We start from the raw sequence: 15431 nt of genomic DNA on the forward strand, positions 1-15431 counted from the left end.
TTCGTATGCTTACCATAGGTATTCGACCCAAGTTCTCTGCTTTCCTCCTTCCGTCACAAAAAGTTACAACTACTAAAACAAGGCATGCCGGGACAGGGGTATAGCATATCCATAAGAATAGACAAGTTGGACAGCGTTTCATTTCATTTGGGGAAGAAGGCGTGACCTTTGAGGAAACAGAGCTTTATACAAGGAACTTTAATCTTGCTTGCCGCCGGCATCATTAATCGAATGCTTGGATTTATACCCCGAATTGCTTTGCCACGCATCATTGGAGCAGAAGGTGTGGGTCTATATCAGCTCGCGTACCCATTCTTTATCGTGTTGGTTACTGTTATTACAGGCGGACTTCCCCTAGCTATTGCTAAGATGGTGGCGGAAGCAGAGGGAGAGAACCGCCCTGAGAAATCGCGGCAAATTTTACGGACTGGCCTTACTCTTAGTGTCGGACTAGGAATCTTCTTTACCATTGTTGCGCTGGTCAGTGCTTCATGGGTCTCCAATGTGATCTTAACAGACCACAGAGTTTATTATACTTTTATTGCCATGATCCCAATGATTGGAATTGTTGCTGTATCTGCGATATACCGCGGTTATTTTCAAGGTAGGCAGAACATGATTCCTTCCGCACTTTCTTCCGTTTTCGAGTCTATCGTGCGAATATTTTTTATGCTGTGGTTCTCTTGGCTGCTGTTACCCAAAGGTATCGCTTTTGCAGCTGCAGGGGCGATGCTAGGCGTAACCGTGGGAGAGATTGGCGGAATGTTAGCCATTCTGTGGCAATATTATGTCATCACGAAAAAGGATAAAAAAACAACCCCTATAGAACAGCAAACGGTTGAGAAGGAGGTTATACACTCTGGTTCAGATGATGTAAAATCAACCTCTCCCATACTACGACGTTTACTAGGTGTATCTATTCCTGTTACAGCAAGCCGGCTTGTGGGCTCTTTTTCCTATCTACTGGAATCTATAATTACCGTACGAAGTCTTGCACTAGCCGGAATCGCAACAGCCGCCGCGACTGCTCAATATGGGTCTTTACAGGGAATGGTTATCCCCTTACTGTTGCTTCCCGGAGCGTTAACTTCCTCTCTCGCAGTGTCTTTGGTTCCCTCCTTATCCGAGGCTGCCGCGAGAAAGGACTTGCCTACCATTCACAAACGAATGCACCAAGCTCTTCGACTCGCTCTTGTAACAGGCGCTCCCTTTGCTGTTCTTATGTATGTCCTAGCAGTCCCACTATGTAACTTGTTATACGGAAATCCGGACACCGCTCCTATGCTAAAATTAATGGCCCCTTTCGCTTTGTTCATCTATGTTCAAGCACCCTTACAAGCTGCACTTCAAGCTATGGACAGACCGGGCAGGGCACTTATCAATACTCTTATTGGGGCAATAGTCAAAATCATTCTGATTGTTATATTAGCTTCACAGCCTGAGTACGGAATCTACGGCGCAATCATCGCCATTATAGTGAACAGCGTTCTTGTTACTCTACTGCACGGGTACAGTGTAGTCAGTCTAATTTCTTTATCCTTACGAATAACCGATACCATTAAGACCTTATGTGCAATGATCATTATGGGAGCTGGCGTACGTTATGTATACATCTCCATTCCCATTGCAGAAGCACAATGGATTCAATTTTTATTTGCCTCTGCGATAGGAATGGCCCTGTATTTCGGTCTCAGCCTATTAGCTGGCCTTATCTCACTTCGTGATTTGGATCGACTGCCGTTCATTAAGCGTTGGCTCTAGAATGGTTATCTGCTATCTAAACGGTCAACATAAATCTGGCCTTTATGGTCTATGGAGCAAAGAAAGACATCCCGAAAATCGGATACTCCCTTTTGACGAATCTGAGTTCTCAGCCAGAATCTTGTTTTACCTATCATCTCTAAATTATCATCCTGGACCTTGCCATCCATAATCAATGGAATGGGAAGTCCTTCATATCTGATTTTGTTCTTTGGCAGCTTAACCTTCTGACTGTTTACATTAATGCTCCCATCATTCTTATTATTCTCAGCAGCTGAATCGCTATTACCTGTTTGATTGGAAGATGAATTTCCTTTGTCTTTCTCGAAAACGGTAAGCTGACCGCTGGGCTCCAGAATCGCAAACTCTACATCAGCTGGACTAGCAATATTCTGACCGCGCAATTGCTGCAGCAGATCATCAATATTGTACCTTTGTTTACGCATTTCCCCCCGGTGCAGCTTCCCACCAGAAATAAGGATGCTCGGTTTACCGTCCATTAGTAGTCGAAGCTTTCTGCTCTTAAGGCTAAGCTGTGCAACCACAACTTGAATGAAGACCAAGGTGGCCATCGGGACTAGACCTTCGTAAATCGGACGTTTAATATCCTCAATCACAAAAACAGCAATCTCAGCAATCATAATTGAGATCGTCAGATCAAATACAGATAATTTACCGATTTCCCTCTTCCCCATAATGCGCAAGCACAGGAATATGAAGAAATACATCAGCACGGTTAAGAAGATATGGGTAGTGATATGCTGGAACATATAGCTTCGCTCCCCTCCACTCTCACCCGCAGACTTGTTTTCTCGGGCGGATTAATGTAACCCTATTCTGACCGCTCAGCACAGGGAACATTCAGAAGCTCACATATTAATTAATGGTAAAAAGACTGCAATGCCCATTCTTGTACTATTGGGGCAAGCCTCCCCATACAATGAATAATATATTATGTAGATTATTTTTCTAAAAAACTTTAGGAGGTTGTACCATGTATTTAATCCGGCGCCTGTTCTCTTGGAGAATAGCCAATCCTGTGTTGTCTGGCCTATGTCGATCATTTCTTTGGATGCTGCTTGGCGCGTTTGTCCTCTCTCTTTTATTATGGGGCAGCGGTCTGAAGGAGCAGGATCTCTCAATGTACACTTATATAGTGCACGGCATAGCCGCAGCATTCGGAGGACTAACTGCCGGTCGCAGAGCCACGAACAAAGGCTGGTATCAAGGAAGTCTTACAGGAATCTTTTATGGGATTATCGTTCTGTTAATTGGATTTCTGGCACTGGATAGCTCACCCTCTGGCGTTGACCTTCTTTGGGTTCTAGCTGCTGCAGCAATTGGTGCTCTTGGTGGAATGTTTGGGGTTAATTTACAGAAAAGCTAAAATTATTATTTCATTAAATTCGAAACATTCCTTGAAAATATGTTAAACTGTGATCATCTAACTTCATAAAGAGAATCAAGGAGGCTTCGAATGCTTTGTTTTACCAATCAATGAATCATATTGTTTTGTACACAGTTGCATTAGTAGTGATATTAGTATGGATTGGCGCTCGTCGAAATCCAATCATGGCATTAGTTGAAATTGGGAAAGAGCTGCTGCAATCCTATAAGTTTCTGCTACTGATGGTAGGCATGTTTGGTGTACTGGTCTTGAATAAATATGAACTACAAATTGAAGAAAAAATGCATCTCACCTCAGACTATACATCATTTATATTTGGACTAGAGGGGCATTTTGTCCAAGCTGTTCAGGATATATTCTATAGTCCATGGCTAACGCCTATCATAGTTTTCTTCTACATCTTCATGCTTCAATCTGTACTAGCAGCTTCTCTAGGTGTCTATCTGTTAGATAAGAACCGTGTGATGCTGTACGCAACCTGCTATGCTATTATCATTAACTATGCTGTAGCAATTCCATTCTACCTATACTTCCCTGTAAATGAAGTATGGTCCTATGTACCTGCAGGCGTTAGATTTACTATGCTGGATGTATTTCCGAAGTTTGAGCAAGAGTACCGCCCTCTATCCGGTCTCAACAACTGCTTCCCGAGTCTACATACGTCCATTTCCGTTACGATGGCATTACTGGCATTCCGTTCAGGAAACCGCCGGTGGATGGTCATTACGAGTATTTCCGCAGTCGTAATCGTCTTTGGTATATTCTATCTGGGCATTCATTGGCTTACAGATATGATAGGCGGCACTCTGCTAGCAGTCCTAGCTTCAACAGTTGGTGTACAGCTTGCCAAATTAACCTTACGGGGACGTGAAGAATCGCTCACCGTTCGCAGCCGAATAACGGATATGCGTTAAACCCATAGATCACGATGAAAGATGAACGTCAAAAAAGCGGTGTCATTCTCTTAATGAGAAGACACCGCTTTTTATGTACTTTTAAATAACGAAACTATACTTTCTCCTCCACGTCCGTGGCAACGGAGTGACTAATGGAACCGCGATCAAAGGTCAGTTTAGTTACATCATTGACCCGTAGAACCACGATATCATCGGAAATCTCCATGATCGTACCGTGAAGACCACCAATAGTAACGATTTTATCGCCCTTTTTCAGAGACTTCAACATTGCATTACGTGTTTTGGTCTTCTTCTGTTGCGGACGAATCAGCAAGAAGTAGAATACTACAAACATAAGTACGAATGGACCTACAAGACCCAGTATACTACCTCCGCCTGTTGCTGCTGCATATTGAAACATATTTCTCCCCCCTTTCAAAGCACATTAAAACATGGACCTCAACGAAGCTTTAGAAGCCTTTAAGATTATCATATAATCCGTATTTAGCAAAAAACTCATCGCGAAAATCAAGCAGCCGATCTTCCTTGATGGCTTCGCGCACTTTACGCATCAAATCCAACAGGAAGTGCAAGTTATGGTATGTCGTCAATCTAAGTCCGAAGGTTTCATCGGCTTTGATTAGATGGCGCAAATAAGCGCGGGAATAATTCCGGCATGTATAGCAGTTGCACTCCGGATCAAGCGGCCCAAAATCGCGGGCATACTTTGCGTTGCGTACAACGAGTCTTCCCTGACTGGTCATCGTTGTTCCATTACGAGCAATACGGGTAGGCAGAACACAGTCGAACATGTCCACTCCCCGGATTGAACCTTCCAACAGCGCATCCGGTGAACCAACGCCCATCAAATAGCGAGGTTTGCCTTGTGGCAGCAGGGGAACTGTATAATCCAGCACTTCATACATTAGCTGCTTGGACTCTCCGACGCTGAGCCCTCCAATAGCATACCCCGGGAAATCCATGGAAGTCAAATCTGCCGCGCTCTGACGGCGAAGATCCTCATACATACCTCCTTGAACGATAGCGAACAGCCCTTGATCATTCGGGCGAGCATGACTTTTCAGGCAACGTTCTGCCCAGCGTGTTGTACGCTCCAATGATTTTTTCACGTAGTCATATTCCGCTGGGAATGGAGGACATTCATCGAATGCCATCATGATATCAGAGCCAAGTGCGTTCTGAACTTCCATAGCTACTTCAGGAGACAAAAACTTCTTATCCCCATTTAGATGGGAACGGAAATGAACGCCTTCTTCGGTAATCTTGCGCATGTCACTAAGCGAGAACACTTGAAACCCGCCGCTATCCGTTAGAATGGGACGGTCCCAGTTCATGAACTTGTGCAGTCCGCCTGCTTCACGAACAATATCATGGCCCGGTCTCAGGAACAAATGGTACGTATTGCTCAAAATAATATGAGCATCCATCTCTTTCAGTTCTTCAGGACTCATTGTCTTGACTGTAGCTTGTGTGCCGACTGGCATAAATGCAGGTGTCTCAATCACACCATGTGGAGTATGGACTCTTCCAAGTCTTGCTCCGGATTGTTTGCACGTTTTGATGTGCTCATAAGTAATTGCTGCCATAAGTTAACCCATCCTCTTACATTAGTAAATAAACATTGCATCTCCAAAGCTAAAAAACCGGTACTTCTGCTCTATCGCTTCTTCATAAGCAGCTAGAATATGTTCCCGACCTGCCAAAGCACTAACCAACATCACCAAAGTAGACTTCGGCAAATGAAAATTAGTAATTAACGCATTAACTACACTAAACTTATAGCCCGGATAGATGAAAATATCCGTCCAGCCACTACATTCCACTAGTGGACCGCCTTCGCATTGTCTTCCGACTGTTTCAAGTGTTCGACAAGAAGTTGTCCCTACCGCTATAATGCGACCACCTTGTTCCTTGGTAGCATTTATAGTGTCTGCTGTTTCTTGAGACATTACAAAATACTCTGAATGCATAACATGCTCTTCAACCTTCTCAACAGACATCGGACGGAATGTTCCGAGACCTACATGAAGTGTAATATAAGCAATATTTACACCCTTGGCTTCAATCTGATCCAACAGTTCTTTGGTAAAATGAAGCCCTGCTGTAGGAGCAGCTGCTGATCCTTCATGCTTAGCATAAACGGTCTGATATCGTTCCCGATCATCGAGTGTTTCCTTAATATAAGGAGGCAGTGGCATTGTTCCCAGCCTGTCCAGAATCTCCTGAAAAATACCCTGATAAATGAACCGAAGCGTTCGTCCACCCATATCAGCCTCGTCCTCAATAACAGCACGAAGCTCATCACTAAAGATGATAACCGCTCCTGTCTTGAGCTTTTTACCTGGCTTTACAAGAGCTTCCCAACGATCGTCTCCCAGATTCTTAAGGAGAAGTACTTCGGCTTTAGCCCCCGTATCTTCTTTAGCCCCAAACAATCTGGCAGGAATGACTCTCGTATCGTTCAGAACAAGCGTATCTCCTGGTTGAAAATAATTAATAATATCGGTAAAATGCCGGTGAGCCAGCTCCCCGTCCTCCTTATTTACTAAGAGCAGTCTAGAAGAGCTACGGTCAGAGAGTGGTGTCTGGGCAATTAATTCTTCCGGTAAATGAAAATCATATGCGTCTACATTCATGGTCTGTCTTCATTCCTTAACTATAGTAACGTTCTGATAATAGTGTTGCAATATCTGCTTGTAATCATACCCGCTGTCAGCCATGCCTTTCACGCCCCATTGCGACATGCCTAGACCATGACCGTATCCTTGGCCAATGAACAGAAAGCCCGAACTGTTAGTAATCGCTCTGGCTGAGGAATCCCCACCCATCACTACAGTTCCACTACCGTTCACATTAACCTTACCTGATGCAGAGAGTACACCTGCGCTCTGTGAACTTCCAATCGTGCTGGTAGCACCGTCAGCGCCTAATACAGTATAACTTCCGGCTGGTACAATATCAAACAATGTACTTGGCAATCCATTGAACGCAGAACGGAACATATCAGGATATTTCACATCCAGTGCCTGACCATTTGCTTTCACCTGAATCGCTCTTCCAGAAGGACCGCGCTGAGTGACCTGCAAATTAAGGATGCTAGAAGGGAGCGCGCTAGTTGTTTTACCTTGCAAGCTTTTTAGAAGGTCGGCAGAGGTATATGGCCCTTTGATCCAGCTATAACTACCGGACTCATAGACTTTGTCTAGAACAACAGCATTCTCGCCTGGATTCAGCTTACCTACCGCACTTACACTACTTTCAACAGCAGGAAGCGGGCGTACATTGACATCTTTAGTGGTAGCTGTCGCTATATCCAGTCCCGCTGCAGTTTTATTTCCTGTCAATTTAATGTTATCCTCACGTGCGTATCCAGAGGTGCCATTAGCGAGCAGTAAATAATACCACTTCTTAGCGGTCGCGGTAGCTGCGACATCCTCTTTGCTGGGAACGCTGGCAAATGCATCTCCACCATTTCCCCATACCTCTGATGGATCAGAGGTTACTCCGCCACTGTTCGAGGAGAACACAGCCTCTATAACTTTACCACCGCTCATCAATACTTCACCGGCAGTAGCATCCACTGCCTTAATAATAACTGGAGCCTCTGATCCGATTCCGTTATATACCTGACTCAATGTAGAATCTACTACATTCGCTACTTCGAAACGGTTGCCTTGCGCCATTGCATAGCTTCGGGCGGCGACAGCCTGAGCCTTTAGAGCTTCATCCGGCCAACTGGAGGAAACCTCTCCTCCAACCACTGCATACAAATATTGTTCCAGTGGCACTTCATTGATAACCGCTAGGGAACCTCTCAAATTACTTAGTTCCATATTTCCACGGTAGGTACGCTTGGATCTTTCTTCGAGCTGAATTCCAGCCTCATTGCCAACGGCCAAAAATTTAGCATCATTTCCGGAAACCATATAATGATTAGCCTGTGTCTCGCTACTAAGGTCCAGCCCAGCATCCAGACGCATGATTAACCCAGGTGAAGTTGCAGCAGACATAGCAAGCTGTGGCAATGCTGCAGACACTGCGGTCTGAACAGCACCCAAATCTTTGTCGTTCGCAGCTTCGCCTACCCATACCTCAAACTGAGCACTGCCATCACTTCCTGAGAGAAATACCTTCCAGGCATCAAAACCAGCAGCTGTAATACTACTCAGAGCAGTATCAGCTTCTTGTTCCGAAGAATAGCGACCCGCCGATAAATGCTTGTCCCCTTTCACCGCAGGGGTTTGATCAGCAGGAATGCCGAGTCCTGCCTTTACTACACGGGTAAGTCCATCCTTGGCAGCAGCTTCACTGGCATAGACTCCTGTATACAACTGATACACATTGGTTCCATTTCTAGAAATCATATAAATTTGAGGCTTATCAGAGGTGGACTGAAGCTTTTTAGCCGCATCGGCAGCTGTTTTCCAGCTTGAAGTCTCCATTACCTTTACTCTATAACCATCCACACTAACACGAATTCTGCTCTGGGCAGGCACCGATAACAAAGGAGTGCTCCCTGGTTGGTTTGACATCAAAGTGAAGCTTTGTGTCGATAACATAGTTACTACTGGCACGGTAGATTTATATTTACTACCAATATCGGCATAAAGGGCAACTCGTATCGTACTATTAGAATCGGCATGACTGGCACCCGCAGGGATCAAGAGACTTCCCACAGCAATCGCAGCTGCTAGCAATCCTTTGCTTAGTGGAGCTATTCCTCCCCATTTCATCTTCGTATGCTTCATCCAGCATCCTCCTTTTAAATGTAGTTACTGACTCAGTGCTGCTCCGGAGGGAGCGGAAGGCCTAAGTGATGATAAGCGGCCGGGGTTACAATTCTTCCACGAGGGCTCCGCTGCAAGAATCCTATCTGCAGCAGGTAGGGCTCATAAACATCCTCAATCGTCTGACTTTCCTCACCAATTGTAGCAGCAATCGTATCCAGCCCTACAGGACCGCCACGAAAGCTTGAAATCATCGCTCTTAACATCTTATGGTCGATGCTGTCCAGCCCACGTGGATCCACTTGTAGCATCTTCAGGGCTTCCCCAGAAATCTCAGGGGTTATAATCCCATCGCCGCGCACTTGAGCAAAATCACGGACTCGCTTCAATAGTCGGTTCGCAATCCGCGGCGTTCCACGGGAACGAAGCGCTATCTCTTCCGCCGCATCTCCGACAATCTCAATTCCTAAAAGATCTGCATTTCGAGCAACAATGAAGCTTAGCTCATCTATGGTATAGAACTCCAAGCGGCTGACCACTCCGAAACGATCACGTAGTGGCGCTGACAGCAGGCCAGCACGGGTGGTAGCACCTATAAGTGTGAACGGCGGCAGATCCAATCGTACCGAACGGGCACTTGGCCCTTTGCCGATCATGATGTCCAGCGCGAAGTCCTCCATCGCCGGATACATAACCTCCTCCACCGTCCGGTGTAAGCGGTGAATTTCATCGATGAACAGCACATCGCCTTCCTGCAGGTTCGTCAGCAGGGCGGCTAAATCTCCCGGCCGCTCTATCGCAGGACCGGACGTTGTTCGTAAATTCACACCCAGCTCATTGGCGATAATGTTCGCGAGTGTTGTTTTACCGAGACCTGGAGGCCCGTAGAGCAGCACATGATCCAGCGCTTCACTTCTCATTTTGGCTGCTTCGATATATATTTTCAGGTTTTCTTTTACCTGATTCTGTCCGATATATTCTCCCAGATAACGAGGGCGTAAACTTAATTCTACCGCTTGCTCGTCCATCATCAAATTAGCGGATATAATCCGGTCATCCATTCCTATCGCTCCCTTTCTTCAAGGATGTGTTCGGCTTTACTTAGCAATATATAATAGCCCAAGTGCTTTCTTCATCAACACATCTACAGTCCCTGTCTCTGCGCCCTCTTTTTTCATAGCGAGCCACACACGGTCCAATTCACTTTCGGTATAACCCAATCCCTTAAGGGCATCCCTAGCCTCTTGCCAAGCTAACCCATCCGCTGCTTCTTCCATTGGAACTGCAAATAATCCCGTTTGCATGGAAGCCATACTGAGTCCGTCCAGCTTGTCCTTCAAATCTAGGATCATCCGCTGCGCCGTCTTCTTGCCAATGCCCGGCAGTTTCGTTAAGAAGGTTATATTCTCTTGGTAAATTGCCGAGATCAACTGATCTGGAGTTCCACCTGTCAGTATTCCGAGCGCAACCTTCGGACCGATCCCAGATACCTCAATCAACTTGCGGAACAATTTTTGCTCCTCCCGAGTCGGGAACCCGAACAGAAGCGTCGCATCCTCACGTGTTTGATAATGAATATAGATCATTACAGGCCCTTCTACTTTAGCAAAAGCATAAGGGTTCGGGCAGAACACCCGATATCCTACGCCCTGCACATCCAGTACCACATATTCCGACTCTAAATGAACGACGGGTCCTCTTAAAAAATCTATCATTTTCGCAATACCTCATTTAATTTAGAATTAAGACTGCTCGAATGGGCATGACATACCGCTACCGCGAGTGCATCCGCTACATCATCCGGTTTAGGGATCGCCGATAATTTCAGTAGCAGCTTCACCATTTCCTGTACCTGCCGTTTCTCTGCCTTACCATAACCAACTACAGCCTGCTTCACCATCATAGGTGTATATTCCGAGACGGGTAAGCCACGCTGTACAGCAGCTAATATCGTCACTCCGCGGGCCTGTGCTACTGGCAATGCTGTTGTAACATTACGTGCGAAGAACAACTTCTCTATCGCTACAGCATCAGGTTTATATTTATCAATGAGCTGACCCATGCCTTCATAGACATGCAGCAGACGTTCTTCCTCAGGTGTGTGAGCCTCAGTCTGGATACAACCATATTGGACCGGGGTCAACTTATGACCTTCCTTATCCACAAAGCCAAAACCGACAATCGCCAGCCCTGGATCAATTCCCAAAATGCGCAAGCACGATCTCTCCTCTATAACAGGCAGTTTATTCCACCGTTTTCATCCATTACTCCGCTATGAAGCGAACATATGTATTCCTTCAAACCATTATAGCAAAAATACCCCTTCCGGGAGAAAAAAAGTTTACCCTCTAATGCGAAATGACAACTTTAGGCCTACAATGAGAACCTCAAACTTTCTTATATTTGCAAAAAAAAGCTGCCCTAAAGCCATTAATAATGACTTTAGGACAGCTGATATGCTTAAGGATGCTATTGCTTATTCTGCATGACATGTTCGGCAGCCTCACGCGCATAGTCACTGAAGGTGGACAATACGCTGTTGTACTCTTCAATATCTTGTACACGAATGCCCTCATGAAGCTCTTTCCAAATACTTTCCGGCAGAGAGGATTTCAAGGAACCCATATCCATTTGAAAAAAGGTCTTCAGAACCTTTTCCTGTACCGGAGGGCCTTTAAATAATTTCAAGTTCCCAAATGCATCGACCCCGATATAGGCTTCTTTTTTCGTTAGGGTTGATAGATCATTCACTTTTTGCTCCAGCCACAAATCTCCATCGCTGCTGATCCAACCGCTCCATGCAGGGTGTTCGTGAATTATCTTTTTAAGCTGAAGCGGGTTTTTTTCACCTGGAAATGTCTGAACTTCTTCCCCAGATACATACGATATTTTTAAATGAACGGTTCTGCTGAGTCCGCTTTGAGCGATCGTCTGCAACAGTTGCTCGTTTTTTATGGTGCTCTTCTCTTTCTCCTCACCGCTGTCCACGCCTACTTTAAATACAGCTGCGGCCAACTCGCTTTCGGCACTATCCGTCCAACTAGAATCCGTCAGCAGTCCACTGATTTCCTCAGGTACCTGCATACTGCGCCATGCCAGTACAGTAAGAGCTAAACAAGCTGCCCCTACCCAAAGCGCCTTTTTCCAACGTCTCCATCGCTGCCAAAGTTGTTTTTTTATGCGCGACACGTTAATCCCTTCATTCTGGTTTTTCCCTATTGTGACCTGAGAAGGGATCATTTATGCGCTTTTCTGTGAATAATCGCTATTTTATCCTAATTGCAAGGTTGACCTTGCAGTATCGTTCAAGCGTTAGGAATAACCGGCAGCTTCACATGACTTGGATATTCACTATTATGGTAAACAGTCTGCAGCACTGTAATCGCCTCTGAATCTTCATACGGGTTATCACCAGTATTCGTATTCGGGAAAGCAACGAATTTACTGGAAGAAGTAATCGAAAAACGAATTCGGTGTCCTACCGCAAATCTGTGAGCAATATTCGGCATGAAAATATCGTATGCCTCCACTTGCCCTGGCGTGAGCAGCTCTGGTGCATCAAACCCATGACGATATTTAGCTCTGACAATATAGTTAGATAACCGGATAGAGTCTCCATGTTCATTCACATCACTAAGCGTAACTACCCAATCCGTATCCTTACCTGTGCTAGCGGCGTAGATGACAGCAGACAATTCGCCAGCAATAGTCAATTCTTCCGTCAACACCTCACTAGTGTACACAAGAATATCATTTCGGAGCTCATATTTCCGCAAATTTTCAGGCTCCCGCTCACCGCTATCATTCATAGGATCATTTGGGTTATAGACATAAGTATCTTCTGGAGAGTGTTCCTCTGGCGCTATGAGCAGCTTCCCGTCTCCTTGTCCTGAATTAGCCCGACCAGCACTGGAAAGATAAAACGGCGTAGTTGTAGCTTCAACTGGTGTCCAATCCTCCGACGTTCTCCACTGATTCTCACCAACGACATAATAAGAGGCTCTAGGCTCCTGATCTATTCCGTTCGGAATGCCTTTGAGGAAGCGGTCGAACCAGCGCAGTACAGAAACATCATAATCATAGACGACTGCATCATTGCCGAAGCTTACTCCCTCATAATCTCTGGCTCGGTTTGGCCCATGCTCCCATGCACCCAGACGGATTTTACGATTTGGCACATCATGTTCAGTCAGCATTCTCCAAGTCTCCGATACGCCAGGGCTGTCGCCATCATACCAGCCTGAGATCACATACATAGGGACCTGCACTTGATCCCCACGTTCCGTAAAGGTACAGTTTCTCCAGAAATCATCATACTCCGGATGCTGGCTCCACAAATCCCATGGTCCGGATGCTTTGCCGATCATTTGCTGTGGAATCTCCTTAATCGGTCTCGCATCGACGGCCGATTCTGGGTTCACCGTAATGCCCCCAAAAATATCAAAATCCGTCCGGGTACCCACAGATTGTGCAAGCGTCCAAGACAAGAGTGGCCAAGAGCAAAGCGTCCCACCCTTACGCGCTGTATCTACAAACGGTGAGCCAACATTCACTTCATCCACAACAGCCTTCAAATTAGGGTGCCCACTGGTCGCCGCCGAGACAACCACAAAGCCGAGATAGGACGCGCCCCACATTCCAACATTGCCATCTGACCACTCCTGCGCGATAATCCAATCGATCGTATCGTAGCCATCATCCCGTTCATTATAAAAAGGGATCAATTCCCCCTCCGAATCCGCCCGACCTCTTACGTCCTGTGATACCACTGCATAACCTTTGTTAGCCCATCTCATAAAAATCTCCTTTTTCCCATTACGGTCATAGCAGGTTCTCACAAGAATCGTCGGCAGCTTGGTTCCCGGCTGAATGCCCTCAGGAAGAAACACATCCGTAGCCAGTCTCACGCCATCACGCATCGGAATCAGATCCGTACCCAAATCATTTACACCATACTCTGGCTTGGACAAAAGGGGATCATCATAAACAACCAGAGGCGTCAGCTTCTCATATCCTGCTTTAACAATCAGCTCGATGCCATACCGATTCGGCGTAAGAAAGGCAATAATCTCACCATCCAAGGTCACAATATCCAGTGCCGTCTCTTTTCGTAGCGCCCATACTTGTGAAGTAAGCTCACGGCCATCCAATACAGCCTGATACTGAATATGCTTTTGATAAAGATCACCATTACTTAGAACTACCTCATCATTGACCCATTCTGCTTTAGCGTAAGCGTCCAAGTGTTCGTGGATTTTTTGAAATGGAAGGACGGTCTTGAACTGGCTATCCAGCGCATTGTATTGCATTTGTGTTCGTCTGCGTGGATCAACCTTAGCGAGTTTAATTTGTTGTTCCGTAAAATGTATTTTCCCTGAATAAATGCCAGAACAGTAGAAGTTAAATGTAGTTGTGTTCAAGTATGTTGTCATCTATTTATCCCCTATCCCCAAATTTTTTCAAATACACGCAGCCAGTTGCCACCCATAATCTTTGCAATATCCTCATCCTTATAACCGCGAGCCACTAGACCTCTAGTAAAATTGATAAAATAGCTATATTTTTCAAGCCCAGCAACGGTTTCAGTAGAAGGTCCGTCTCCTTTGGCAAATCCTAGCTTAGGTGCAATATGTTCTTTAAAATAAACCAATGACCAGAGCACATCGCTCATCGGCCAATCCGTTCCAATCCCGATATGATCCACGCCTACAAGCCGAATCACATATTCGATATGATCCAACACATGATCAATGGTCGTATGGTTAGGATCTTCATGAACAAACCACGGCATAGCAAAAATACCGATGACTCCACCCGTCTTCGCTATCGCGATAATCTCTTCATCACTTTTACAGCGCATATGTGGATAGATAGCCTCTACACCCGTGTGTGAAGCAATGACCGGAGTCTTAGAATACTGACAAGCATCGAGCGTGGTCTGTTTTCCACAATGTCCCGTATCTACAATGATCCCGAGCTTGTTCAAACGCTCAATGAATCTTTTTCCATAATTCGTAATCCCAGCGTTCGACTGTTCTGCACAGCCTGCACCGACCTGATTCTGATTGTTATAAGTTAATTGTAAAATTCTTAAGCCAAAATTATGTAACACATCTAATAGGTCCAGATTGGTACCCAGGCCATCTGTTTCTTGTGCCGTGATAATACCCGCTTTATGCCCATTACGCTTGGCTGAACGAATGTCCTCTGCGGTTAATGCTTTTACTAACCAATCTGCGGAGTCGAACTGAAGCTGAACTTCAGCCATGCTAGTGACCATGCTTTCTAAAGATTCTAAGTGAAGTTCCCGGTTACCCGCGGTAATTCCCGATTTATACCATTCACTTTTATACTCGGGGATCTCACCGCTGGCCAACAGCTTTGTGATCATTTTTGCTGGCATGCTGCTATATATCATCGGCTCATCTTTATAGGGCTCACACAGCTCTTTTATTTTTTTAGACACAGACTCTGGAATTGCGTTTGGAGATAAGGGACCTTGAAATAGCAGATCAATATTAATGTTCTGCTCATGCAAATGTACGGCCTGCTCTTCGTCTTGCTCCGTCAACTTGAAATCATACAAACCTTCATATGTGCTCATCATGTGGTCGCTCC

The 15431-nt window shown here is 45.5% G+C and carries 14 protein-coding genes; 3 read left to right on the forward strand and 11 right to left on the reverse strand.

Annotated elements, in window-relative coordinates:
• Nucleotides 1-168 precede the first annotated feature (168 nt).
• On the forward strand, nucleotides 169-1761 hold the full coding sequence (spoVB, locus tag NYE25_RS14685) for a stage V sporulation protein B (RefSeq protein ID WP_341146230.1): 1593 nt from the start codon (nucleotides 169-171) through the stop codon (nucleotides 1759-1761).
• Nucleotides 1762-1766: 5 nt separating this feature from the next.
• Here spoVB and NYE25_RS14690 read toward each other — a convergent pair whose 3' ends face one another.
• The gene (locus tag NYE25_RS14690; protein ID WP_341146231.1) at nucleotides 1767-2531 is read right to left on the reverse strand and encodes a DUF421 domain-containing protein; all 765 of its coding nucleotides are present in this window, start codon (nucleotides 2529-2531) and stop codon (nucleotides 1767-1769) included.
• A gap of 224 nt (nucleotides 2532-2755) precedes the next feature.
• On the opposite strand from NYE25_RS14690, the gene NYE25_RS14695 reads away from it, so the two are divergent.
• Nucleotides 2756-3148: a TIGR04086 family membrane protein gene (locus NYE25_RS14695; protein WP_042191121.1), complete on the forward strand. Its 393-nt coding sequence runs from the start codon at nucleotides 2756-2758 to the stop codon at nucleotides 3146-3148.
• 95 nt (nucleotides 3149-3243) lie between these two features.
• Nucleotides 3244-4083, forward strand: a complete 840-nt coding sequence (locus NYE25_RS14700; RefSeq protein WP_341146232.1) for a phosphatase PAP2 family protein — start codon at nucleotides 3244-3246, stop codon at nucleotides 4081-4083.
• A gap of 94 nt (nucleotides 4084-4177) precedes the next feature.
• On the opposite strand, the gene yajC is transcribed toward NYE25_RS14700, so the two are convergent.
• The 10 genes from yajC to NYE25_RS14750 form a co-directional block, all read right to left on the reverse strand.
• Nucleotides 4178-4486 carry a preprotein translocase subunit YajC gene (gene yajC / locus NYE25_RS14705; protein WP_042191123.1) on the reverse strand — a complete coding sequence of 103 codons (309 nt, stop codon included), beginning with the start codon at nucleotides 4484-4486 and terminating at the stop codon, nucleotides 4178-4180.
• Between the two features lie 49 nt (nucleotides 4487-4535).
• On the reverse strand, nucleotides 4536-5672 hold the full coding sequence (gene tgt, locus NYE25_RS14710) for a tRNA guanosine(34) transglycosylase Tgt (RefSeq protein WP_042130504.1): 1137 nt from the start codon (nucleotides 5670-5672) through the stop codon (nucleotides 4536-4538).
• A gap of 21 nt (nucleotides 5673-5693) precedes the next feature.
• Nucleotides 5694-6722 (reverse strand): tRNA preQ1(34) S-adenosylmethionine ribosyltransferase-isomerase QueA, encoded by a 1029-nt coding sequence (queA, locus tag NYE25_RS14715; RefSeq protein ID WP_042191125.1) that lies wholly within the window; start codon nucleotides 6720-6722, stop codon nucleotides 5694-5696.
• A 9-nt stretch (nucleotides 6723-6731) separates the two neighbouring features.
• Nucleotides 6732-8834, reverse strand: coding sequence for a SpoIID/LytB domain-containing protein (locus NYE25_RS14720; RefSeq protein ID WP_341146233.1), 2103 nt, complete (start codon nucleotides 8832-8834; stop codon nucleotides 6732-6734).
• A 32-nt stretch (nucleotides 8835-8866) separates the two neighbouring features.
• The gene (ruvB, locus tag NYE25_RS14725; RefSeq protein ID WP_042191128.1) at nucleotides 8867-9874 is read right to left on the reverse strand and encodes a Holliday junction branch migration DNA helicase RuvB; all 1008 of its coding nucleotides are present in this window, start codon (nucleotides 9872-9874) and stop codon (nucleotides 8867-8869) included.
• Nucleotides 9875-9910: 36 nt separating this feature from the next.
• Nucleotides 9911-10528, reverse strand: coding sequence for a Holliday junction branch migration protein RuvA (gene ruvA / locus NYE25_RS14730; protein WP_341052169.1), 618 nt, complete (start codon nucleotides 10526-10528; stop codon nucleotides 9911-9913).
• The gene (gene ruvC / locus NYE25_RS14735; protein WP_036677679.1) at nucleotides 10525-11028 is read right to left on the reverse strand and encodes a crossover junction endodeoxyribonuclease RuvC; all 504 of its coding nucleotides are present in this window, start codon (nucleotides 11026-11028) and stop codon (nucleotides 10525-10527) included. The genes ruvA and ruvC overlap by 4 nt, the downstream gene beginning before the upstream one ends.
• Before the next feature lie 254 nt (nucleotides 11029-11282).
• On the reverse strand, nucleotides 11283-12002 hold the full coding sequence (locus NYE25_RS14740) for a BofC C-terminal domain-containing protein (protein ID WP_341146234.1): 720 nt from the start codon (nucleotides 12000-12002) through the stop codon (nucleotides 11283-11285).
• Nucleotides 12003-12118: 116 nt separating this feature from the next.
• Complete coding sequence (locus NYE25_RS14745; RefSeq protein ID WP_341146235.1) at nucleotides 12119-14245, reverse strand: CocE/NonD family hydrolase; 2127 nt, start codon at nucleotides 14243-14245, stop codon at nucleotides 12119-12121.
• 11 nt (nucleotides 14246-14256) lie between these two features.
• The gene (locus NYE25_RS14750; RefSeq protein ID WP_341146236.1) at nucleotides 14257-15420 is read right to left on the reverse strand and encodes a dipeptidase; all 1164 of its coding nucleotides are present in this window, start codon (nucleotides 15418-15420) and stop codon (nucleotides 14257-14259) included.
• Between the last annotated feature and the right edge of the window lie 11 nt (nucleotides 15421-15431).

The sequence above is a fragment of the Paenibacillus sp. FSL E2-8871 genome (assembly GCF_038000345.1).
GTDB lineage: Bacteria > Bacillota > Bacilli > Paenibacillales > Paenibacillaceae > Paenibacillus_AQ.